The organism is Rhodospirillum centenum SW (assembly GCF_000016185.1).
GTDB classification, from domain to species: domain Bacteria; phylum Pseudomonadota; class Alphaproteobacteria; order Azospirillales; family Azospirillaceae; genus Rhodocista; species Rhodocista centena.
This window is the reverse complement of record NC_011420.2, coordinates 1851282-1872010: the sequence shown is the minus strand read 5'-3', so window position 1 is coordinate 1872010 and position 20729 is coordinate 1851282. Positions and strand designations below refer to the sequence as shown.

Genomic DNA, 20729 nt, shown 5'->3' with positions numbered 1-20729 from the left:
ACCCGGCGTGGTCGGCCATGCGTCTGGCGCACGGCCGGCAGCGGCCCGGAAACCCGCCTGCGGAACCCTAGAGCCGTGCCCGGGCCGCGGCCGCGACCCCCTCCGGCGTGATCCCGAAATGACGGTAGAGATCCTGGTAGGGGCCGGACTCCCCGAATCCGGGCATGCCCACGAAGGCCCCCGGGGTGCCGTCCGCGGCCCCCGTCCAGCGGTCCCAGCCGAAGCGCACCATGGCCTCCACGGCCACGCGCACGCCGCTGCCCAGCACGCCGGCGCGGTACTCCGCCGGCTGTTCCTCGAACAGTTCCCAGCTCGGCATGGACACGACGGCGGTGCCGATCCCGTCCGCCTCCAGCAGGTCGCGCGCCGCCACGGCGATGGCGACCTCCGACCCCGTGGCCAGCAGGGTCACCTGCCGCTCGCCCGTCGCCTCGCGCAGCACATAGGCGCCACGGGCGGAGAGGTTCTCCTCATGGTGCACGGTGCGCAGGGTGGGCAGGTTCTGGCGGGTGAGCGCCAGCACCGACGGGCGGGCCTTCTGGTGCAGCGCGATCTGCCAGACCTCCGCCGTCTCCACCGCGTCCGCCGGACGGAAGACCAGAAGGCCGGGGATGCAGCGCAGGGCCGCCATGTGCTCCACCGGCTGGTGGGTGGGGCCGTCCTCGCCCAGGCCGATGCTGTCGTGGGTCATGACATAGACGACCCGCTGCTTCATCAGCGCCGACAGGCGGATGGAGGGGCGGCAGTAGTCGCTGAAGGTCAGGAAGGTGCCGCCGAAGGGGATCACCCCGCCATGCAGCGCCAGCCCGTTCATGGCGGCGGCCATGCCGTGCTCGCGCACGCCGTAATGCAGGTAGCGGCCGCCGTAGCTGCCCTTGCGGATGATGGGGACGTTCTTCGCCTTGGTGTTGTTCGAGCCGGTCAGGTCGGCGGAGCCGCCCAGCAGCTCCGGCACCGTCGGAACCAGCGCGTCCAGCACGGTGCCGGAGGCCTGCCGGGTGGCGACGGCGGGCTTCGTCTCCGACGCTTCCCGCTTGATCCGGTCGATGATGGCGTCGGCCTCGGCCGGCAGGCGGCCGTCCACGGCCTGGCGGAACGCCTCGCGCAGCTCGTGCCCGGCCGTCGCCAGCCGCTCCTCCCAGGCATCGGCGGCCTCGGCCCAGCGGCGGCCGGCGGTGCGCCAGGCGCGGCGGACCGGCTCGGGCACCTCGAAGGGCGCGTGCGGCCAGTTCAGCGCCTTGCGCACGCCCTCCACCTCCGCCGCGCCCAGGGGCGAGCCGTGGCTGGCGGCGGTGCCGGCCTTGGTCGGGGCGCCATAGCCGATGACGGTGCGGCAGGCGATCAGCGACGGGGCGTCGGTGGTGCGGGCGTACTCGATGGCCGTGGCGATCTGGTGCGCGTCGTGTCCGTCGATCGTCTGCACGTCCCAGCCATAGGCGCGGAAACGGGCCAGCGTGTCGTCCGTGAAGGACATCTCCGTCGGCCCGTCGATGCAGATCCGGTTGTCGTCCCAGAGGACGATCAGGCGCGACAGGTCCAGATGGCCGGCCAGCGATCCGGCCTCGTGCGACACCCCCTCCATCAGGTCGCCGTCGGAGGCGATGACATAGGTGTAGTGATCCACCAGATCGTCGCCGAAGCGGGCGTTCAGCACCCGCTCCGCCAGCGCCATGCCGACGGCCGTGGCGATGCCCTGGCCCAGCGGTCCGGTGGTCATCTCGATGCCGGCGGCCAGCCCGAATTCGGGGTGTCCGGCCGTGCGGCTGCCGAGCTGGCGGAAGCGCTTCAGCTCCTCCAGCGGCATGTCCTCGTGGCCGGTCAGGTGCAAGAGCGAATAGAGCAGCATCGAGCCGTGCCCGGCCGACAGCACGAAGCGGTCACGGTCGGGCCAGCGCGGCCGGGCCGCGTCGAACTTCAGGAAGCGGGTGAACAGCACCGTCGCCACGTCCGCCATGCCCAGCGGCAGGCCGGGGTGGCCGGACTTCGCGGCCTCCACCGCGTCCATCGACAGGGCACGCACGGCGTTCGCCAGATCGGCATGGGGAATGCCGTCGAAGAAGATGCCGTTGGCGGACCCGTTGGAAGCGGACTGGTGCATGAAGGGCCTTTCGGGACGCGGGCTTCGGGCCCGCAGGCTTCGGGGACGCGGGAGCGCACCCGGCCAAGCCGGGCGCCAGGGCCGGGCCTGGAACACCAACAGATGCGCTCGGGGTCCGGCACCGGGGCACTGCCGCGCCTGCAGGACCCGCGACGGGCGACCATGCCCAAGCGCTGCCGGGCGCGTCAAGGGCAAGCCGGTTTTCCCTTGCTGCGGTGCAATGGCCGCGCGCCACGGTTGACAGCCAGGATCGCGTCGGATAGCGAAACGTGTGAGAAATTTCGGGGGCGGCATGATCGAGGTCCAGGATCTCCGGAAGAGCTACGGCAAGACCCAGGCCGTGGCGGGGCTGAGCTTCCGGGTCGAACCGGGGGAGGTCGTCGGGCTTCTCGGCCCCAACGGCGCCGGCAAGACCACCACCATGGAGATCCTGGAAGGGCTGCGGCGCCCGGACGGCGGCCGCGCCCTGGTGCTCGGCCGCGACGTCTCCAAGGGCCTGCAGCCGGTCCGCACCCGCATCGGCATCGTCCTGCAGTCGAGCGCGCTGCTGGAGCGCGCCACGGTGGGCGAGCTGATGCGGCTCTACCGGCTGATGTATCCTGAGCCGCAGGACGGTACGGCGCTGCTCCAGCGCGTCGGGCTGGCGGAGAAGACGGACGCCCAGGTCGGCAGCCTGTCCGGCGGGCAGAAGCAGCGTCTTGCCATGGCGCTGGCCATCGCCGGCAACCCGGACCTGCTGTTCCTGGACGAACCGACCGCCAATCTGGACCCGCAGGGCCGCGCCCTGCTCTGGGACATGGTGCGCGAGCGGGTGGCCGGCACCGGCCGCGCCGCCCTGCTGACCACCCACAGCATGGAGGAGGCGCAGGCGCTCTGCTCCCGCGTCGCCATCGTGGACCACGGGCGGCTGCTGGCCATGGGCAGCCCCGCGGCCCTGGTGAACGAACACTGCCCCGGCGCCCATGTCAGCTTCGAGACGGAGGCGCAGGCGCCGGTGGAGACCTTCGCCGCGGTGGAGGGGTTCCAGGGTCTGGAGCCGCAGCCCGGCCGTAGCCGCGTCCACTTCGCGGCTCCCCGGCTGGAACCGCTGCTGGCGTCGCTGATGGCGGCGCAGGTGGCGCATGGCTTCGCCATCGAGAACCTGTCCGTCGAGCGCAGCACGCTGGGCGACGTCTTCCTGAAGCTGACCGGGCGGGAGCTGCGCGACGCATGATCCGCAGCCTGCTGCTCTTCCTCAGCTTCGCCCGGGTCGGCCTGTTCGACTGGTTCGGCTCGCCCTGGCGCTCGGTGGCGCAGGTTCTTCTGCCGGTGCTTTACGTGCTGGCGCTGCTGCCCTTCACGCTCGATGCCGTGCTGGAACAGCCGGCCGCGCGGGTGGTGGTGGCGGATGTCGGCCCGGCCGCGAAGGACCTGCGGCCGGTGCTGCGCGGGATGGACTACATCGTGGCCGGACGTCTCCCGGCCGGGGAGGCACAGCGGCGTTTCGAGCAGAGCCAGTTCGACGCCGTGCTGACGCCTGTCGTCCCGCCGACGGACGGGAAGGCCCCCGCGGACGCCTCCGACCCCGGCGGGCCGACGGTGCTGGAGCTTCAGGTCCGCGACGCCGGCTTCTATCTCTGGCCCTTCCTGGCGCGGGTGATCGAAACCCCGCCGTCCACGGCCCGTATCCTGCTGGACCCGCTGCCGGCGCCGGAGAAGGACGGCACCCCGGTGCAGCCGGTCGCCGCCTTCTTCACCCTTCTCCTGGCGCTGACCCTGAGCGTGGCCGTGCAGCAGATCCACCACGACCGGCTGGGCGGCTGGACCGGGTTCCTGCGCATCACGCCGGTGACGCCCGGCTTCGCCATGACCGGGCTGGCCTTCGGGCGCATCCTGGTCACCCTGGGGGGGACGGCCTACACGGCGCTGCTGCTGGACCTCGTGATCGGCCTGCCGACCGGCGCCAGCGTCCCGGCCCTGGCCGCGGTCGTGCTGCTGGGCACCATGGTCTTCGGTGCGGTCGGGTCCTTCCTGGGCCTGCTGCTGCCGGCCTACCGCGGCAGTGCCGAGACCTTCGGTGCCGCGATCTGGCCGCTGGTGCTGCTCAGCCCCGTGTTCTGGAACGTCCTGTCGATCCCGGCCATCGCGCCTGTCGCCTGGGTGAACCCGGTGACGCCCGTCTACGACCTGTTCCGGCTGGCCCTGGGCGGGGAGCCGGCGGCCATGGGTGCCGGGTCGGCGCTGCTCGTGCTGGCCGGCTGGACGCTCGTGGCCGCTGTCGGGATCACCCTGCTGGGCCGGCGCGCCAAGCTGGCGGAGGCCAGGGCATGATGCACACGCTGCTTCTCTTCCCCCGCTTCGTGCTGACCTTCCTGCGTTCGCTGCTGCGCGACCGCAAGGTGCGCAACGGGCTGATCAGCACGCCGCTGGTCGCCCTGGCCTTCATCGTCTTCTACAAGGCGACCGTGTTCCGCGACATCAGCTTCGCGCAGAAGCTGGTCGGGTCCAGCTACACCGTGCTGGTGGCGGACACGGGCGAGGCCCTGCCCGGCCTGGGTCTCACCGCCGCCGAGGCGGCGGAGCGCATCGGCCGCTTCGGCGGCATGGCGGTGCGGACCGCCCCCCTGGCGGAGGCGGAGGCCGCGCTGGCGGCGGAGGATGCGGACCTGCTGGTGCTGCCGGCCCCCGACGGGCAGGCGGTGCTGGTGCGCTCGCCCCTGCGTCTGATCGACCAGGCGGATCTGGTGCGCGATCTCCTGCTCCATGGCGACGCCATCGGCGGCGACGCCACCGGCACCCCGGCCGCGGCGGGGCCGCCCCCGGGGGCGCGCTACGACGTGCGGGTGGTGGAGGTGCCGCAGGACACCAAGAGCGGCATCCTGCGCTTCGCCGCCTTCTATCTCGCCATCGGCATCGCGGCCTTCTGCTTCACCACCGGCGCCGTCGCCTTCGTGGTGGAGACGCGCAAGGGCCAGCTCCGCTTCTTCTCCGTCAGCCCGGTTTCCCGCGGGCTGGTCATGGTCAGCCATGCCACCGCGGTCGGGATTCTGGCCGTGGCGCAGTCCATGCTCCTGCTGGTCTCCCTGGTCCTGACGGGGGAGGGGGCGAACATCAACCCGCTGCTGGCCCTGGCCGCCGCGATCGGTGCCGCGGCGATGCTGACGGCGATCGGTTATGCCGCCCTGTCCTTCAAGCCGGTGGATGACGAGAAGGGGGCGACGCCGCTCCTGATCATCCTCATCATGCTGGCCTCGGTCCATTTCGGCTATGCCGCGGGCAAGAGTGCGGATCCGACGGACGGGCCGGATCTGTTCACCCTGTTCAATCCGCTCGGCCCGCTGACCGAGCTGTTCGACATGGCGCTCAGCGGCCGCGTCGGCGTGCAGCCGCTGGAGTGGAGCCTCGCCGCGGTCGCCGCCTGGACGCTGGCCGGCTTCGCCGTCGCCTGGTTCCGGCTGCGCTTCGTGCTGGAGCCGGACTGGTCCCGGCGCTGACGTCGGGGCGCCCGTTGACGGCGGGGGCCGGCCCCCCCTACTGTGCTGCCACGCACACACCGCCTTTCCGTGCGCCGGGGCCGGCCGGCGCACCTGCCACAGCCGAGCATGGACCGCCTGAAGACCGCCCTCGACCGCCTGGACCGCGCCATCGGACGTCTGGACCAGGCCATCGCCTTCCGGTTGGAGCGGGCGGCCCTCGTCGGTGACGGCGACGGCCGTGCCCTCAGCGAGGAGGAGGTGGCGGAGATCAACCGCGCCCTCGCCGCCGCGCTGGCGGGGGAGCGGCGGGCGAACGAGACGGTAGAGGCCGTGGCCGGGCGGCTGGACGGCGCCATAGACCGGCTGCGCATCGTGCTGGAGGAGTGACCGATGGCCCGCGTGGAGATCACGCTGAACGGACGCGGCTATGCGCTGGCCTGCGAGGACGGGCAGGAACAGCGGCTGCGCGAACTGGGCGCCTATGTCGATGCCCGCCTGAAGGAGATCGCCGCCGATTCCGTCGGCAGCAGCGAGGCGCAGCTCCTGATGCTGGCCAGCCTGATGCTGGCGGACGAGATCTTCGACCTGCGGGCCGAAACCCAGGCGCTGCGCAGCGGCCGGCCCGTCCCGGTTGCCGTTCACACCCCCGCGCCCCGCGCGGTCGAGGAGGACGAAACCGTGATCGCGGCGGTGGACAGCCTGGCAAAGCGCATCGAAGACATTGCCGCCCGCCTCGAACGTGCCTAGATTACCCCCCGGAAGGCGGCTGCGCGGTGCGTCAGGTCGCATAATCCCCGGGGCCGATACCCATCCTCTAGGGAGCTGTCCCTGCCGACGCCCTGGTGTCGGACACACGGCGCCCACCTGCTGATGCAGGCCGCGGAGGATACGCAATACCAACGGCCGTCGCGGCTGTCCTTCCAACCCGGATTCCGACGCCGCCTCCCGTGGCCGGGGGCGGCGTTTTTCTTGATGCCCGACAGCCGGTTCCCGCTCCCATGGCCGCAGACCCCATGGCCCCCGCTTCCCCGTGTCCCGTCCGATGACCGATGCCGCAGCCCCCGCCCCGTCGGAGGATCTGCGCCGGGCCAAGGCCGCCGCCCGGTCGGCGGCGCGGCGCCTGCGCGCCGGACTGGACCCGGCCGGGGCGGGGGAGCGGCTGACGGCGTGCTTCGCGGCCGCCTTCCCGGCGCTGCCGGCGGGCACCGTCGTCGCCGGCTACTGGCCCCTGGGGGACGAGATCGACGTGCGGCCGCTGCTGCACCACCTTGCGCGGACCGGCGGCCGGCCCGCCCTGCCGGTGATGCAGGGGCCGGGGCTGCCGCTGCGCTTCCGCGCCTGGGCGCCGGGTCAGGCGCTGCGGCCCGGCGCCTTCGGCGTGCAGGAGCCGGGGCCCGAGGCGCCGGAACTGGTGCCCGTCCCTGGGTGCTGGTGCCGCTGCTGGCCTTCGACCGGACGGGGATGCGGCTGGGCTACGGCGCCGGCTTCTACGACCGCACGCTCGCTCTGCTTGCGCGTCGGGCGGGGCGGTGACGGGCGGTCGGGCATCGGCCATGCGGCGCAGGAGGTTCCCGCGGTGCCCCATGACGGGTTGGACAACCCGCTCCACTGGGTGGTGACGAACTGGACGCGATCAAGGATCGGAAAGGACTAGTTCATGCGGATTCTCTTCCTCGGCGACATCGTGGGGCGCAGCGGGCGCGAGGGGGTGCTGCGGCACCTGCCGGCGCTGCTCAAGGACCTCGCCCTCGACTTCGTGATCGCCAACGGGGAGAACGCGGCCGGCGGCTTCGGCATCACCGAGAAGATCGCGGCGGAGTTCTTCGCCGCCGGCGTGGACTGCATCACCACCGGCAACCATGTCTGGGACCAGCGCGAACTGGTCGGCCAGATCGACCGGATGCCGAACCTGCTGCGCCCCATCAACTATCCCGAGGGCACGCCCGGCCGCGGTTTCACCGTGCTGCCCAGCAAGGACCGCCGGCGCAAGGTGCTGGTGATGAACGCCATGGCGCGGGTCTTCATGGACCCGCTGGACGATCCCTTCGCGGCGGTCGAGCGGGTGCTGCGCGTCCACCGCATGGGGCCGGGCGGGGTGGACGCCGCCGTCCTGGATTTCCATGGCGAGGCGACGTCGGAGAAGATGATCATGGGCCATGTGCTGGACGGCCGCGTCAGCCTTGTCGTCGGCACGCACAGCCATGTCCCCACGGCCGACCTCCAGATCCTGAACGGCGGCACCGCCTACCAGACGGACGCCGGCATGTGCGGCGACTATGACAGCGTCATCGGCATGAAGAAGGATGCGGCCATCCACAAGCTGGTGCGCCGGCTGCCGGGGGAACGCTTCACCCCGGCGGAGAATGATGCCACCGTCACGGTCTGCGGCCTGTTCGTGGAGACGGACGACCGCACCGGGCTGGCTGTCCGGGTGGAGCCGCTGCGCCTGGGCGGCCGGCTGAAGCCGGCCATGCCCTCCGCCGCGGCCTGACCGGCGGAATCCGGGTCCGGCCTCCCGGAAGTGACCCGAGACAAGCGGCGGGAGGCGTGCTATGCGCCACCAGATATGGTACAAGCACGCCTTGCCTATCCATATATCAGTTCGATAACTCCATTAAGGATGCCACGGGGCCATGGCAGGTCATAGCCAGTTCAAGAACATCATGCACCGCAAGGGCGCGCAGGACGCCAAGCGGGCCAAGAAGTTCAACAAGCTCGCCCGCGAAATCACCGTCTCGGCCAAGGCCGGCCTGCCGGACCCGGCGTCGAACCCGCGCCTGCGTGCCGCGATCCAGGCGGCCCGGGCCGAGAACATGCCGAAGGACCGGATCGAGCGGGCGATCAAGCAGGGCACGCCCGGCGCGGACGGCGCCAACTACGAGGAGGTGCGCTACGAGGGCTACGGCCCCGGCGGCGTCGCCCTGATCGTGGAGGCGCTGACCGACAACCGCAACCGCACCGCCAGCGAGGTGCGGACCGCCTTCACCAAGTTCGGCGGCACCCTGGGCGAGACGAACTCCGTCAGCTTCATGTTCAACCGGATCGGGCAGGTGGTCTACCCGGCCTCCGTGGCCGATGCCGACACGGTGCTGGAGGCCGCCATCGAGGCGGGCGCCGACGACGTGCAGTCCGACGAGGGCGGGCACTACATCAGCACCGCCGTGGACAGCCTGGGTGAGGTGCGCGACGCCCTGGAAACCCGCTTCGGCCCGCCGGAGAGCGCCAAGCTGACCTGGCAGCCGCAGAACACCGTCCCGGTCGCCGCCGAGGACGCCGCCCAGAGCCTGATGAAGCTCCTGGACATGCTGGACGACAACGATGACGTCCAGACGGTGCTGGGGAACTTCGACATCCCCCAGGACCTGCTCGACAAGCTGAACGGCTGACGGCCGGGGTGGGCGCCGATGACCGCCACGTCCAGCGCCGCTGTCCCGATCCGGATCCTGGGGCTGGACCCCGGCCTCCGGCATACGGGCTGGGGTGTGATCGACGTGGCGGGCAGCCGCCTGACCCATGTCGCGGACGGCACCATCAACACGGACGAGAAGCAGGATCTGCCGCGGCGGCTGGAACGGCTGCATGACGGCCTTGTCGAGGTGATCGGGGTCTGGAGGCCCGACGAGGTGGCGGTCGAAGAGACCCTCGCCAACCGGAACCCGCAATCCACCCTCAAGCTCGGCATGGCGCGCGGGGTGGCGCTGCTGGTCGGGGCGCGCGCCGGTCTGGTGGTGGAGCAGTACCTGCCCATGATCGTGAAGAAGTCCGTCGTCGGCACCGGCCATGCCGAGAAGGAGCAGGTGCAGCACATGGTCCGGATGCTGCTGCCGGGTTTCCAGCGCTCCTCCGCCGATGCGGCGGACGCGCTCGCCGTCGCCATCTGCCACGCCCACACGGCCGGGACCAACCGCCGTGTCATGGAAGGGATGCTGGGGGTCCGGCGATGATCCCGCCGGCAGGTCACCGCCCGCCGGCAAATTTGTTGCTGTTCTGTTCCTGCCGGCCCATCTTCGCCCTGCCATGGAAGGGAGGGGCGGCATGATCGCCAAGCTGACGGGTCTGCTGGATTCCACGGGGCTCGACTGGGCCATCGTGGATGTGGGCGGGGTGGGCTATCTCGTCTCCGCCTCGGCCCGGACCCTGCGCCGGCTGGCCGCCCCGGGGGAGGCCGTGTCGCTGCTGACCGAGATGTGGGTGTCGGAGGACAACATCCAGCTCTTCGGCTTCGCCGATACGGAGGAGCGGGACTGGTTCCGCCTGCTGACGACGGTGCAGGGGGTGGGCGCCCGGGTGGCGCTGAACCTGCTGTCGGCGCTGTCGCCGGCCGAGCTGACCAACAGCATCGCCGCGCAGGACCGGACCGCCCTGTGCCAGGCCGACGGGGTCGGGCCGAAGCTGGCCGCGCGCATCCTGAACGAGCTGAAGGAGAAGGTCGCCAGCTTCGGCGCGCCGGCTCCGGCCGCCGCCACCGCCGGCAAGGGGGGGGCCGCCCCCGCCGGTCCGGCCGGGGCCGTGGCGGATGCCGTCTCCGCCCTGGTCAATCTGGGCTACAGGCGGGTCGAAGCCTTCACCGCCGTCAATGCCGTGGCCCAGCGGCTGGGGCCGGAGGCCGGGGTGTCGGACCTGATCCGCGCCGGACTGAAGGAGCTTAGCCCGTGAGCCCGCCCGACAGACCGCAGCGGCTGGTGGAGCAGGACCGCATCGGCGGCGACGCCGCGGAGGCGTCGATCCGTCCGCTCAGCCTTGCGGAGTTCATCGGCCAGCGGCAGGTGCGCGAGAACCTGTCGGTGTTCATCCAGGCGGCCCGCGGCCGCAAGGAGGCGCTGGACCATGTGCTCCTGTTCGGGCCGCCGGGCCTGGGCAAGACCACCCTGGCCCAGATCGTCGCCAAGGAGCTGAATGTCGGGTTCCGCGCTACCAGCGGGCCGGTCATCGCCAAGGCCGGCGATCTCGCGGCGCTGCTGACGAACCTGCAGCCGCACGACGTGCTGTTCATCGACGAAATCCACCGCCTCTCCCCGGCGGTGGAGGAGATCCTCTATCCGGCGATGGAGGACTTCCAGCTCGACCTCATCATCGGCGAGGGGCCGGCCGCGCGCAGCGTGCGGATCGACCTGCCGCCCTTCACCCTGGTGGGCGCCACCACCCGGTCCGGCCTGATCACCCGCCCCTTGCGGGAACGGTTCGGCATCCCCCTGCGGATGCAGTTCTACGAGCCGGAGGAGTTGCAGCTCATCGTCGCCCGCGGTGCCCGCATCCTGGGGATGGAACTGACCGGCGAGGGTGCCCTGGAGATCGCCCGCCGTTCCCGCGGGACGCCGCGTGTCGCCGGGCGGCTGCTGCGCCGGGTCCGGGACATCTGCGGCGTCGCCGGGCTGGCGGTGGTGGACGCGGCGGCGGCGGGCGGGGCGTTGACCCGGCTGGAGGTGGACCGGCTGGGCTTCGACGCCATGGACCGGCGTTATCTGCGCTGCATCGCGGACAATTACGGCGGCGGCCCGGTCGGGGTGGAGACGCTGGGGGCGGCGCTGGGCGAGCAGCGCGACGTGCTGGAGGAGACGATCGAGCCCTACCTGATCCAGCAGGGCCTGTTGCAGCGGACCCCGCGCGGCCGGCTCCTGACCGACAGCGGCTACCGCTATCTGGGCCTGCCGCCGCCGGCCACGCCGGCCCGCCAGCTCGACCTGCTGGGCGGGGCGGGACCCGGCGGCGGGACACCGGAGGGGGAGGGCGAGGATGTCTGACGGTCCGGAAGCCCCCCGCGGCCCGGCGACGGGCCATCTGGTCGGGCCGCTGCACGTCTATCCCTGCCGTGTGTATTACGAGGACACGGACGCCGGCGGCATCGTCTACCATGCGACCTATCTTCGCTACTGCGAAAGGGCCCGCACCGAGATGATGCGCCTGCTGGGTGTGCCGCATTCGGCCATGGTGGCGGAGAGCGGTGTTGCGTTCGCGGTACGGCGCTGCGAAATCGACTATCTGCGTCCGGCGCGGCTGGACGATGCGCTTGAAGTGCATACGGAGATTTCCGATATCGGCGGCGCGACACTGGACGCGGTACAGATCATCCGCCGCACTTTCGCCACCGGCGCGGGATACGCGGACGGCAGTGCGGGATCCGCGACGGACGGTGACGTTCTTGTCCATGTGCGCCTGCGGCTGGCCTGCATTAACCAGAGCGGAAGGCCCGCCCGGTTACCCAATGCGGTGCGGACGGCACTGAAGCCCCTGTTCCCGAGGCCCGCCCCTTGAGGCAAAGTCAGGACTGATCCCCCATGTCGCCCATCGAGTTGCAAGCCGTCGCCATGGCCGGCGCCGTGGCTCCTGCCCATGAGCTGTCGATCCTCGGCCTGTTCCTGGCCGCCGACTGGATCGTGAAGATCGTGATGCTGGCGCTCGTCGGCGCCTCCGTCTGGTGCTGGGCCATCATCTTCGACAAGGCCGTCAAGCTGCGCCGGATGAAGGCCGCGGCGACCGAGTTCGAAGAGCAGTTCTGGTCCGGCGGCTCGCTCGACCAGCTCTATGACGAGGTCGCGGCCAATCCCGGCGATCCGCTGTCCGCGACCTTCGCCGCCGGGATGCGGGAATGGCGCCATGCCGCCGAGCGCGGGCTGCTGACCACCGGGGCCATGCGCGCCAACCTTGCCCAGCGCATCGAGCGGGTCATGTCCGTCACCATCGGGCGCGAGATGGCGGGGGCCGAGCGTTACATGACGGTGCTGGCCTCGGTCGGTTCGACCGCGCCCTTCATCGGCCTGTTCGGCACGGTCTGGGGCATCATGAACGCCTTCACGTCGATCGCGGCGCAGCAGAACACCTCGCTGGCCGTGGTCGCCCCCGGCATCGCAGAGGCGCTGTTCGCCACGGCGCTGGGGCTTGTCGCGGCCATTCCCGCCGTCATCGCCTACAACAAGTTCTCGACCGATCTCGGCCGCTTCGCGGACCGTCTCGACTCATTTACGACAGAATTCTCCGCGATCCTGCAACGCCATCTGGAAGAGCGGGGTTGACGAAATGGGGGCGTCCCTTTCCGGAAAGCAGCCCGGACGCGGCGGCAGGCGCCGCGCCTACCGTCCCTTGGCGGAGATCAACGTGACGCCCTTCGTGGACGTCATGCTGGTTCTTCTGATCGTCTTCATGGTCGCCGCTCCGCTGCTGACCGCGGGCATTCCCGTCAATCTGCCGAAGGGAGCGGCGCAGGCGCTGGAGACGCAGGAAGACCCGCTCTGGCTGACGGTCACGTCGGACGGCCGCATCTCGCTCAAGGACAAGGCAGTGTTCGACGATGACGAGTACACGCTGGAGGAGCTTCAGCCGCGCCTGATCGCGGTCGCGGAAAAGACCCCGGACCGCAAGGTCCTGGTCCGCGGCGACCGCAAGGCGCAGTACGCCGTCATCATCGACGTGCTGAGCGAGGCCCGCCGCGCCGGGCTGACCGAGGCGAAGCTGGTCATCGAGTCGGACGGGCGTAACCGCTGATCCGCGTCTGCACGGTCATTCCGGGGTGAAACCGACACCATCATGCGTAGGGCCCTTGTCCTCTCGGGTGTGCTGCACGTCGCGCTCTTCCTGATCGCGCTGTTCGGCCTGCCCGCCCTGAAGAGCCAGGACGTCCTGATGCTTCAGGAGATTCCGGTGGACGTGGTCGAGGTCGGGCCCATGACCATCGCCCGCCTGCAACAGGACGCGCCCAAGCCGCGCGCCCAGCCGAAACCACAGCCGCCCAAGCCCGAACCCCCCAAGCCCGAGCCTCCGAAGCAGGAGCCGCCGCCCCCGCCGCCCAAGGCCCAGGCGTTGCCGCCTCCGCCCGAGCCGGAGCCGACGCCGAAACCTGAACCGCCCAAGCCGCCGGTCAAGCCGGAGCCTGCACCGCCGAAGCCCGAACCGAAGCCCGAGCCGGAACCGAAACCGGAGCCGAAGAAGGAGGAACCGAAGAAGCCGGAGCCTCCCAAGCCGGAACCGAAGAAGGAACAGCCGAAGCCGGAGCCCAAGAAGGAAGAGCCCAAGCCCAAGCCTGAACCCAAGAAGGAAGAGCCGAAGCCGAAGCCCGAGCCGAAGAAGGAAGAACCCAAGCCGAAGCCCGAGCGGACCCTGTCCGACCTGCTGAACAGCCTGGAGAAGGAGCAGCCCGCGCCTCCGGCCAAGGAGAAGCCGCAGGAACGCCCCGTGGAGTCCGGCAGTCCGCCGGCCGCCGCCGGGGAGCGCCTGAGCATCAGCGAGGAGGACGCCCTGCGCCGGCAGATCGGCCAGTGCTGGAACGTTCCGAGCGGTGCGCGCGGGGTGGAGAGCATGCAGGCCGAGATCCGGGTTCTGTTTGATGCGAACATGCGGGTCACCGGCGTGCAGTTCATCCGCGGCAACGGCAATCTGAGCGATCCGCACTTCCGCGCCTTCGTGGAGAGCGCCCTGCGCGCGCCACAGCTTCCGGCCTGCGCTACCCTGAACCTTCCGCGGGACAAGTACGGTAACCGCGGCAGCATCGTGATGAATTTCAGCCCGAGGGACATGTTCTGATGATCCGCACCGTCCTCACGATCGGCCGCCGTCTCGCGGCGGCCCTGCTGGTCGCGTTAGCCGCGGCCCTGCCGGTCGGCGCCGCGTCGGCGCAGGAACTCCGGCTCGACATCACCAAGGGCGTCACCGAACCGATGCCGATCGCGATCACGACGTTCCTCGGGGGCACCCCGCAGGAGCAGACGGTCGCGCGCCAGATCAGCTCGGTGATCACGGCCAACCTGGAGCGGTCGGGCCTGTTCCAGCCGCTCGACCCGGCCCGTTTCATCCAGACGCCGGAGCAGCTCGCCTCCGCGCCGCCGCGCTTTGCCGACTGGCGCCTGATCGGGGCCCAGGCGCTGGTCGCCGGCGGCGTGCAGGCCCAGCCGGACGGTCGCCTGCGGGTGCAGTTCCGCCTGTTCGACGTGGTCTACGGCAAGCAGCTCACCGGGCTGGCCTACTTCACCCAGGCGGAAGGATGGCGCCGAGTCGCGCACATCATCTCCGACGCCATCTACAAGCGGCTGACGGGCGAGGAGGGCTACTTCGATACCCGCGTCGTCTACATCGCCGAGTCCGGCCCTGCGAACCAGCGGGTCAAGCGGCTCGCCATCATGGATCAGGACGGCGAGAACAACCGCTTCCTGACCGACGGCCGCGTCCTGGTGCTGACGCCGCGCTTCTCCCCGACCGCCCAGGAAATCACATACCTGAGTTACTTCAACAACAAGCCTCGGGTGTATCTCTTCAACATCGACACCGGCCGGCAGGAGCTGCTGGGTGACTTTCCGGGCATGACCTTCGCCCCGCGGTTCTCCCCCGACGGCAATCAGGTCATCATGAGTCTCGCGCAGTCCGGGAACACGGACATCTACACGCTCGACCTCCGGACGCGGCGGCAGACCCGGCTGACCGACCATCCCGGCATCGACACGGCCCCGTCCTACTCACCGGACGGCAAGCAGATCGTGTTCGAATCCGACCGCGGCGGTACGCAGCAGCTGTATACGATGAATGCCGACGGCTCGAACGTGAAGCGGATTACTTTCGGCCAGGGGCGATATGCTACGCCGGTCTGGTCCCCCCGCGGCGACCTGATCGCCTTCACGCGGCTCAACGGTGGTCGCTTCTATATCGGGGTAATCCGTCCGGACGGGACCGGCGAGCGCCTCCTGACCGAAGCGTTCCATGTCGAGGGTCCGACCTGGGCCCCGAACGGCCGCGTCCTCATGTACTTCAAGGAGAAGCCGGTGGGGGCGGGCGCCCGGCAGCGCCAGAGCCGTCTGTTCACGATCGATCTGACGGGCGTGAACGAACGGCAGATGGTGACTGCCACCGATGCGTCGGACCCGGCTTGGTCGCCCTTGATTCCCTAAGGTGGTCACATTATTTTCGCATCGCAAGAACGGCGCTAAGACTTAACAGTCTAAAGATCGGAAGACATCGGCGACTGGATGTTAGTTAGCGTCGCTCGTGGGGCAACATCCGATCATAAGCAACAGTGTCGAAGTTAGGGGGTCTCTGAAATGCGCTTCAAGTTCCTGAGCCTGTTCGCAGCGCTCATGCTGGTTTCCGCCTGCCAGTCCGCGCCGGAAACCACCGCCACCACCACGACGGGCGGCACCACGACTGCGGCTCCGGCTACGCCGACCGGCCCGGTCCCGGGTTCCGCTGAAGATTTCGTCGCCAACGTCGGTGACCGCGTCTTCTTCGGCTTCGATCGCTTCGATCTGACGCCGGAGGCGACCGCCACCCTCGACCGTCAGGCCGCCTGGCTGAAGCAGTACCCGAACGTCACCGTGACCGTTGAAGGCCACGCCGACGAGCGCGGTACCCGCGAGTACAACCTGGCCCTCGGCGAGCGCCGCGCCACCGCGGTGAAGAACTACCTGACCGCGCTGGGCGTCGATACCGCTCGCGTCCAGACGATCAGCTACGGCAAGGAGCGCCCGGCCGTTCTCGGTTCCGACGAGTCCGCCTGGGCCCAGAACCGTCGTGGCGTGACGGTGATCAACTGATCTCGGTCGGTTGATCCCGCGGACCGTCAAGGTCCAAGCCTAAGGAGCGCCGCCCGGGAAACCGGGCGGCGTTTCTGCGTTCGGGCGGGCCCGTGCCGTCCACTCTTCCTGCCCGGCGCCGGAGACGCTACCTTGCCGGTCGCGTTACCGTCCGGACCCGTCCACCGCCAGCCCTGCGCGAGACCATGATCCGTTCCGAGCCATCCCTGCGTCGTCGCCCGCTTCTGCCGACCGTCCTGCTGCTGACGGCGTCGCTGCTGGGAACGGCCGCCCCGGCCGCTGCCCAGAGCGGTGACCTGCGGGAGCTGATCAACCGGGTCAACCGGCTGGAGACGGAGCTCCAGACGCTGTCCCGCGATGTCTACCGTGGCGGCGCGCGCCCGTCGGCGCCGGCCGCCGGCGGGATGGAGACGGCCCCGCCCAGCGTCGCCGCCAGCCTGGAGGCGCGGCTGACCCGGATGGAGAACGACATGCTGACCCTGAACGGCCGCTATGAAGAGGCGGCGTTCCAGATCGGCCAGCTCCGCGACCAGCTCTCCAAGCTTTCGGCCGACATTGATTTCCGCCTGTCGCGGCTGGAGCAGGGGGCCGGCGGCGGCCTGCCGCCCACGAGTCCGGCGCCGCTGGCGGGGTCCGCCGCCGAGCCGTCGTCCCCGGCCCCGTCCTCTCCGGCCCCGTCCTCTCCGGCCCCATCCTCTCCGACCCGCTCCGAAGCCCCGTCGGCATCCGAGCCGGCGACGGGCAACCTGCCCACGGGCGGCGCGCAGGAGCAGTACGACTACGCCTTCAACCTGACCCGGCAGGGCGACTATGCCGGCGCCGAGCGGGCCTTCACCCAGTTCCTGGCGCAGCACCCGACGCACCAGCTCGCGCCCAATGCGCAGTACTGGCTGGGCGAGACGCTCTATGTCCGCAACAAGTACAAGGAATCGGCCCGCGCCTTCGCCGAGGGCTACAAGAAGTACCCGAAGAGCAACAAGGCCCCCGACAGCCTGCTGAAGCTGGCCATGGCGCTGGGCAACCTCAACCAGCGCGAGGATGCCTGCCTCGCTCTCGACCAGCTCCGCACCGACTTCAAGGATGCGCCGGGTACCATCCAGCGCCGGGCCGAGCAGGAACGAAACCGGCTGCGGTGCGGCTGACGGAGCCGCAGCAGGGCGCGCCGGTCGCCGCCGCCGAGTTCGCCGCCCGCATGGCGGCGCTGGGGTCGTTCGAGGCCCGGCCGCTGCTGGCTGTCGGCGTGTCCGGCGGCCGCGACAGTCTGGCGCTCGTGCTGCTGGCCGACGCCTGGGCGCGGGCGCGGGGCGGCAGCGTCCTCGCCCTCACCGTCGATCATGCCCTGCGGCCGGAATCGGCCGCCGAGGCGGCGCAGGTCGGCGCCTGGATGGCGGCCCGCGGCATCCGCCACGCCGTCCTGCGCTGGGAGGGGCAGAAGCCGTCCGGCGGGGTGCAGCAGGCGGCACGGGCGGCGCGCTATGCCCTGCTGGAGGCCCGCTGCCGGGCGGAGGGGGCGCTGCACCTGCTGCTGGGACACCAGCGCGAGGATCAGGCAGAGACGGTGCTGCTGCGTGCCGCACGGTCCAGCGGTCCCGACGGCCTGGCCGGCATGGCCGCCGTGCGCGAGCTGGCCGGGCTGCGGCTGCTGCGGCCGCTGCTGGACATTCCGCGGGTGCGGCTGGCGGCCACCTGCGAGGCCCTGGGCCAGCCCTGGCTGGACGATCCCTCCAACCTGTCCGACCGCTTCGCCCGCGGCCGGCTGCGCCGGGCCGGCGCCGCCGGGACGGAGGAGCCATGGCAGCGGGCGCTGGCGGCGGGCCGGACCCGCGCCGCGCTCGACGATGCCGCCGCCGCGGTGCTGGCCGGGCAGGCGGCGCTCTATCCTGAAGGATGGGGTGAGGTCGCCGCGGCAGCCCTCTGCGATCCGCCGGAGGATGTCGCCCGGCGCGTGCTGCTGCGTCTCCTGCAGGTGGTGGGCGGGGCCGCCCTGCCGCCCCGGAGCGCGCGGCTGGACCGGCTGCTGGCCGCGCTCCGCCGGTCCGGCGCCGCGGGTTCCGGTGGCGGCGGTGACAAAGAGGGGACCGCGCTTTCCCGTGGCGCCACGCTGCACGGCTGTCTCGTGGTCCCGAGCCGGGCCGGCTGGCGCATCCTGCGCGAGCCGCGGGCCGTATCACCACCCGTTGAGGTGGTTTCCGGTGCCAGCGTCCTCTGGGACGGGCGCTTCCGGATCGCCTGGAACGGCGCGGGTTCCGTGACCGTCGGGGCATTGGGCGAGGGGGCGGCGGCGCTGCCGTCCGACGGGTCCCCCCGGCTGCCCGCGCTTGTCCGCCGCACCCTGCCGGCGCTGCGCCGGGACGGGCGGGTGCTCTGCGTACCCCATCTGTGGGGTATCGATACGGATGCCGACCCCGTACCCTGCCGGGTGCGATTCCAGCCGCCGGAAGCAGCGTCGGGCCCACGCTTCTCTGTTGTCTGGGCGGACACGAGGATTATCTAATGGGAAGCTCCCCCTGCATCGCAGGGTCTGTCGCGCATCGGTGCCCAGCCGACCCGGTCCAGCGGTGCGTCGGCCCGCGGGGCGGTCTTTGAAAGGTTACGACGTGAACAACTTCGGCAAGAACCTGGCGCTCTGGATCATCATCGGCCTCCTGCTGGTGGCCCTGTTCAATCTGTTCCAGACGTCGTCCACCCGCATGGCGCCGAACAGCATCGCCTTCAGCCAGCTTCTGGATGAGGTGGAGCGCGGCTCCGTTTCGGACGTCACCATCAAGGGCAACCAGGTGACGGGCCATCTCAGCAACGGCCAGCCGTTCTCGACCTATGTGCCGCCCGACGCCAATCTGGTCCAGCGTCTGGCGGACCGCGACGTCCGCATCACCGCCGTGCCGGACGACAGCAACGTCCCCAGCCTGTTCAGCATCCTGCTGAGCTGGTTCCCGATGCTGCTGCTGATCGGCGTCTGGATCTTCTTCATGCGCCAGATGCAGGGCGGCGGCGGCAAGGCCATGGGCTTCGGCAAGTCCCGCGCCCGCCTGCTGACGGAGAAGGTCGGCCGCGTGACCTTCGACGACGTCGCCGGCATCGACGAGGCCAAGCAGGAGCTGGAGGAGGTCGTCGAGTTCCTGAAGGACCCGCAGAAGTTCCAGCGCCTGGGCGGCAAGATCCCGAAGGGCGTGCTGCTGGTCGGTCCGCCGGGCACCGGCAAGACGCTCACCGCGCGCGCCGTGGCGGGCGAGGCCAACGTGCCCTTCTTCACCATCTCCGGTTCCGACTTCGTGGAGATGTTCGTCGGCGTCGGCGCCTCCCGCGTCCGCGACATGTTCGAGCAGGGCAAGAAGAACGCCCCCTGCATCATCTTCATCGACGAGATCGACGCCGTCGGCCGCCACCGCGGTGCCGGCCTGGGCGGCGGCAACGACGAGCGCGAGCAGACCCTCAACCAGCTCCTGGTGGAGATGGACGGCTTCGAGGCCAATGAGGGCGTGATCCTGATCGCCGCCACCAACCGGCCGGACGTGCTCGACCCGGCGCTGCTGCGTCCGGGCCGCTTCGACCGTCAGGTCGTCGTGCCGAACCCCGACGTGCTGGGCCGCGAGAAGATCCTGAAGGTCCACATGCGCAAGGTGCCGCTGTCGCCGGACGTGGACGCCCGGATCATCGCCCGCGGCACCCCGGGTTTCTCCGGTGCGGACCTCGCCAATCTGGTGAACGAGGCGGCCCTGCTGGCGGCCCGTGCCGGCAAGCGCGTCGTCGGCATGGCCGAGTTCGAGGCCGCCAAGGACAAGGTCATGATGGGCGCGGAGCGCCGCTCCATGGTCATGACCGAGCGGGAGAAGAAGCTCACGGCCTACCATGAGGCGGGCCATGCCCTGGTCGGCCTCTACATGCCGGAGAGCGATCCCCTGCACAAGGTGACCATCATCCCGCGCGGCCGCGCCCTGGGCGTGACCATGAACCTGCCGGAGCGGGACAAGTACACCTACTCCAAGATCGAACTGGAGAGCCGCCTCGCCATGATGTTCGGCGGGCGGATGGCGGAAGAGCTGATCTTCGGCGCGGAATACGTGACCACGGGTGCCGGCAACGACATCCAGCAGGCCACCAACATGGCCCGCCGCATGGTCACCGAGTTCGGCATGTCCGACAAGCTGGGCCGCGTGCGCTACAGCGCCAACGAGCAGGAGGTGTTCCTGGGCCACAGCGTGACCCAGCAGCAGAACATGTCCGAGGCGACGGCCCAGCTCATCGACGAGGAGGTCCGGCGCATCATCGAGACGGCGGAGGGCCATGCCCGCCGCATCCTGACCGAGCGCCATGACGAGCTGGAGCGGGTCACCCAGGCGCTGCTGGAGTACGAGACCCTGTCCGGCGACGAGGTGCGGGCCCTGATCCGCGGCGAGAACATCGTGCGGCCGGAGCCGCCGGTGACCCCGCCCCAGGCCAAGCCCGAGCCGCCCAAGGGCGGCGGGCGCCGCGCCTCCGTCCCGACCACCGGCAAGGACACCGGGGGCCTGGAGCCGGAGCCGCAGCCCGGCGTCTGAGCCGGAGCCGGCTGCAGGTGAGTGTCTGAAGGGCTCCCGGAGCGATCCGGGGGCCCTTCTTCATTGCGGCCGGTACTGTCCTGCCGGCGATGGTGCTTCCGGTGAACCGTTGTCCCGGGCTACCTTG

Annotated in this window: 21 protein-coding genes and 1 other RNA gene; 21 read left to right on the top strand and 1 reads right to left on the bottom strand. The window is 70.7% G+C overall.

Going from position 1 to position 20729, the window contains the following annotated elements:
* Positions 1-67: 67 nt before the first annotated feature.
* Positions 68-2098, bottom strand: a complete 2031-nt coding sequence (gene tkt, locus RC1_RS08710; RefSeq protein ID WP_012566997.1) for a transketolase — start codon at positions 2096-2098, stop codon at positions 68-70.
* A gap of 292 nt (positions 2099-2390) precedes the next feature.
* Between tkt and RC1_RS08705 the strand changes: the two genes are divergently transcribed.
* The 21 genes from RC1_RS08705 to ftsH all read left to right on the top strand — a co-directional run bounded on the left by RC1_RS08705 (position 2391) and on the right by ftsH (position 20602).
* The gene (locus tag RC1_RS08705; RefSeq protein ID WP_012566996.1) at positions 2391-3311 is read left to right on the top strand and encodes an ABC transporter ATP-binding protein; all 921 of its coding nucleotides are present in this window, start codon (positions 2391-2393) and stop codon (positions 3309-3311) included.
* Positions 3308-4408: an ABC transporter permease gene (locus tag RC1_RS08700; RefSeq protein ID WP_012566995.1), complete on the top strand. Its 1101-nt coding sequence runs from the start codon at positions 3308-3310 to the stop codon at positions 4406-4408. The genes RC1_RS08705 and RC1_RS08700 overlap by 4 nt, the downstream gene beginning before the upstream one ends.
* The gene (locus RC1_RS08695; protein WP_012566994.1) at positions 4405-5571 is read left to right on the top strand and encodes an ABC transporter permease; all 1167 of its coding nucleotides are present in this window, start codon (positions 4405-4407) and stop codon (positions 5569-5571) included. The genes RC1_RS08700 and RC1_RS08695 overlap by 4 nt, the downstream gene beginning before the upstream one ends.
* 108 nt (positions 5572-5679) lie before the next feature.
* A complete protein-coding gene (locus tag RC1_RS08690; RefSeq protein ID WP_012566993.1) occupies positions 5680-5940 on the top strand; it encodes a hypothetical protein in 261 nt (86 codons plus the stop codon).
* Positions 5941-5943: 3 nt separating this feature from the next.
* Positions 5944-6300 carry a cell division protein ZapA gene (locus RC1_RS08685; RefSeq protein ID WP_012566992.1) on the top strand — a complete coding sequence of 119 codons (357 nt, stop codon included), beginning with the start codon at positions 5944-5946 and terminating at the stop codon, positions 6298-6300.
* 13 nt (positions 6301-6313) lie between these two features.
* A non-coding RNA gene (gene ssrS, locus RC1_RS20750) (6S RNA) lies at positions 6314-6472 on the top strand.
* 53 nt (positions 6473-6525) lie between these two features.
* Positions 6526-7086 (top strand): 5-formyltetrahydrofolate cyclo-ligase, encoded by a 561-nt coding sequence (locus tag RC1_RS22595; RefSeq protein WP_336884706.1) that lies wholly within the window; start codon positions 6526-6528, stop codon positions 7084-7086.
* A gap of 124 nt (positions 7087-7210) precedes the next feature.
* Positions 7211-8044, top strand: coding sequence for a TIGR00282 family metallophosphoesterase (locus tag RC1_RS08675; RefSeq protein ID WP_012566991.1), 834 nt, complete (start codon positions 7211-7213; stop codon positions 8042-8044).
* A gap of 142 nt (positions 8045-8186) precedes the next feature.
* A complete protein-coding gene (locus RC1_RS08670; protein ID WP_012566990.1) occupies positions 8187-8939 on the top strand; it encodes a YebC/PmpR family DNA-binding transcriptional regulator in 753 nt (250 codons plus the stop codon).
* An 18-nt stretch (positions 8940-8957) separates the two neighbouring features.
* The gene (ruvC, locus tag RC1_RS08665) at positions 8958-9497 is read left to right on the top strand and encodes a crossover junction endodeoxyribonuclease RuvC (RefSeq protein WP_012566989.1); all 540 of its coding nucleotides are present in this window, start codon (positions 8958-8960) and stop codon (positions 9495-9497) included.
* Between the two features lie 91 nt (positions 9498-9588).
* Positions 9589-10209: a Holliday junction branch migration protein RuvA gene (gene ruvA, locus RC1_RS08660; RefSeq protein WP_012566988.1), complete on the top strand. Its 621-nt coding sequence runs from the start codon at positions 9589-9591 to the stop codon at positions 10207-10209.
* On the top strand, positions 10206-11294 hold the full coding sequence (gene ruvB, locus RC1_RS08655) for a Holliday junction branch migration DNA helicase RuvB (RefSeq protein ID WP_012566987.1): 1089 nt from the start codon (positions 10206-10208) through the stop codon (positions 11292-11294). The genes ruvA and ruvB overlap by 4 nt, the downstream gene beginning before the upstream one ends.
* Positions 11287-11805 (top strand): YbgC/FadM family acyl-CoA thioesterase, encoded by a 519-nt coding sequence (locus tag RC1_RS08650; protein ID WP_012566986.1) that lies wholly within the window; start codon positions 11287-11289, stop codon positions 11803-11805. The genes ruvB and RC1_RS08650 overlap by 8 nt, the downstream gene beginning before the upstream one ends.
* A 23-nt stretch (positions 11806-11828) precedes the next feature.
* Positions 11829-12563, top strand: a complete 735-nt coding sequence (gene tolQ / locus RC1_RS08645) for a protein TolQ (protein ID WP_012566985.1) — start codon at positions 11829-11831, stop codon at positions 12561-12563.
* 4 nt (positions 12564-12567) lie between these two features.
* A complete protein-coding gene (locus tag RC1_RS08640) occupies positions 12568-13032 on the top strand; it encodes an ExbD/TolR family protein (protein WP_012566984.1) in 465 nt (154 codons plus the stop codon).
* A gap of 42 nt (positions 13033-13074) precedes the next feature.
* Entirely contained in the window at positions 13075-14067 is a 993-nt protein-coding gene (locus tag RC1_RS21745) for a protein TonB (RefSeq protein ID WP_012566983.1), read from the top strand.
* On the top strand, positions 14067-15422 hold the full coding sequence (gene tolB, locus RC1_RS08630) for a Tol-Pal system beta propeller repeat protein TolB (protein WP_012566982.1): 1356 nt from the start codon (positions 14067-14069) through the stop codon (positions 15420-15422). Before RC1_RS21745 ends, tolB begins: the two co-directional genes overlap by 1 nt.
* 150 nt (positions 15423-15572) lie before the next feature.
* Positions 15573-16064 (top strand): peptidoglycan-associated lipoprotein Pal, encoded by a 492-nt coding sequence (gene pal / locus RC1_RS08625; RefSeq protein WP_012566981.1) that lies wholly within the window; start codon positions 15573-15575, stop codon positions 16062-16064.
* Between the two features lie 185 nt (positions 16065-16249).
* The gene (ybgF, locus tag RC1_RS08620; RefSeq protein WP_012566980.1) at positions 16250-17206 is read left to right on the top strand and encodes a tol-pal system protein YbgF; all 957 of its coding nucleotides are present in this window, start codon (positions 16250-16252) and stop codon (positions 17204-17206) included.
* The gene (gene tilS, locus RC1_RS08615) at positions 17197-18558 is read left to right on the top strand and encodes a tRNA lysidine(34) synthetase TilS (protein WP_012566979.1); all 1362 of its coding nucleotides are present in this window, start codon (positions 17197-17199) and stop codon (positions 18556-18558) included. Before ybgF ends, tilS begins: the two co-directional genes overlap by 10 nt.
* Before the next feature lie 103 nt (positions 18559-18661).
* Complete coding sequence (ftsH, locus tag RC1_RS08610; RefSeq protein WP_012566978.1) at positions 18662-20602, top strand: ATP-dependent zinc metalloprotease FtsH; 1941 nt, start codon at positions 18662-18664, stop codon at positions 20600-20602.
* Positions 20603-20729: the final 127 nt, after the last annotated feature.

Excerpts from the sequence above, each read along its gene's own strand:
- tolQ (WP_012566985.1), top strand. The coding sequence starts at position 11,829 with ATGTCGCCCATCGAGTTGCAAGCCGTCGCCATGGCCGGCGCCGTGGCT.
- ruvC (WP_012566989.1), top strand. The coding sequence starts at position 8,958 with ATGACCGCCACGTCCAGCGCCGCTGTCCCGATCCGGATCCTGGGGCTG.
- RC1_RS22595 (WP_336884706.1), top strand. The coding sequence starts at position 6,526 with ATGCCCGACAGCCGGTTCCCGCTCCCATGGCCGCAGACCCCATGGCCC.
- RC1_RS08675 (WP_012566991.1), top strand. The coding sequence starts at position 7,211 with ATGCGGATTCTCTTCCTCGGCGACATCGTGGGGCGCAGCGGGCGCGAG.
- RC1_RS08700 (WP_012566995.1), top strand. The coding sequence starts at position 3,308 with ATGATCCGCAGCCTGCTGCTCTTCCTCAGCTTCGCCCGGGTCGGCCTG.
- ybgF (WP_012566980.1), top strand. The coding sequence starts at position 16,250 with ATGATCCGTTCCGAGCCATCCCTGCGTCGTCGCCCGCTTCTGCCGACC.
- RC1_RS08670 (WP_012566990.1), top strand. The coding sequence starts at position 8,187 with ATGGCAGGTCATAGCCAGTTCAAGAACATCATGCACCGCAAGGGCGCG.
- RC1_RS08690 (WP_012566993.1), top strand. The coding sequence starts at position 5,680 with ATGGACCGCCTGAAGACCGCCCTCGACCGCCTGGACCGCGCCATCGGA.
- tkt (WP_012566997.1), bottom strand. The coding sequence starts at position 2,098 with ATGCACCAGTCCGCTTCCAACGGGTCCGCCAACGGCATCTTCTTCGAC.
- RC1_RS08640 (WP_012566984.1), top strand. The coding sequence starts at position 12,568 with ATGGGGGCGTCCCTTTCCGGAAAGCAGCCCGGACGCGGCGGCAGGCGC.
- RC1_RS08685 (WP_012566992.1), top strand. The coding sequence starts at position 5,944 with ATGGCCCGCGTGGAGATCACGCTGAACGGACGCGGCTATGCGCTGGCC.
- RC1_RS08705 (WP_012566996.1), top strand. The coding sequence starts at position 2,391 with ATGATCGAGGTCCAGGATCTCCGGAAGAGCTACGGCAAGACCCAGGCC.
- ruvA (WP_012566988.1), top strand. The coding sequence starts at position 9,589 with ATGATCGCCAAGCTGACGGGTCTGCTGGATTCCACGGGGCTCGACTGG.
- pal (WP_012566981.1), top strand. The coding sequence starts at position 15,573 with ATGCGCTTCAAGTTCCTGAGCCTGTTCGCAGCGCTCATGCTGGTTTCC.
- RC1_RS21745 (WP_012566983.1), top strand. The coding sequence starts at position 13,075 with ATGCGTAGGGCCCTTGTCCTCTCGGGTGTGCTGCACGTCGCGCTCTTC.
- RC1_RS08650 (WP_012566986.1), top strand. The coding sequence starts at position 11,287 with ATGTCTGACGGTCCGGAAGCCCCCCGCGGCCCGGCGACGGGCCATCTG.
- tolB (WP_012566982.1), top strand. The coding sequence starts at position 14,067 with ATGATCCGCACCGTCCTCACGATCGGCCGCCGTCTCGCGGCGGCCCTG.
- RC1_RS08695 (WP_012566994.1), top strand. The coding sequence starts at position 4,405 with ATGATGCACACGCTGCTTCTCTTCCCCCGCTTCGTGCTGACCTTCCTG.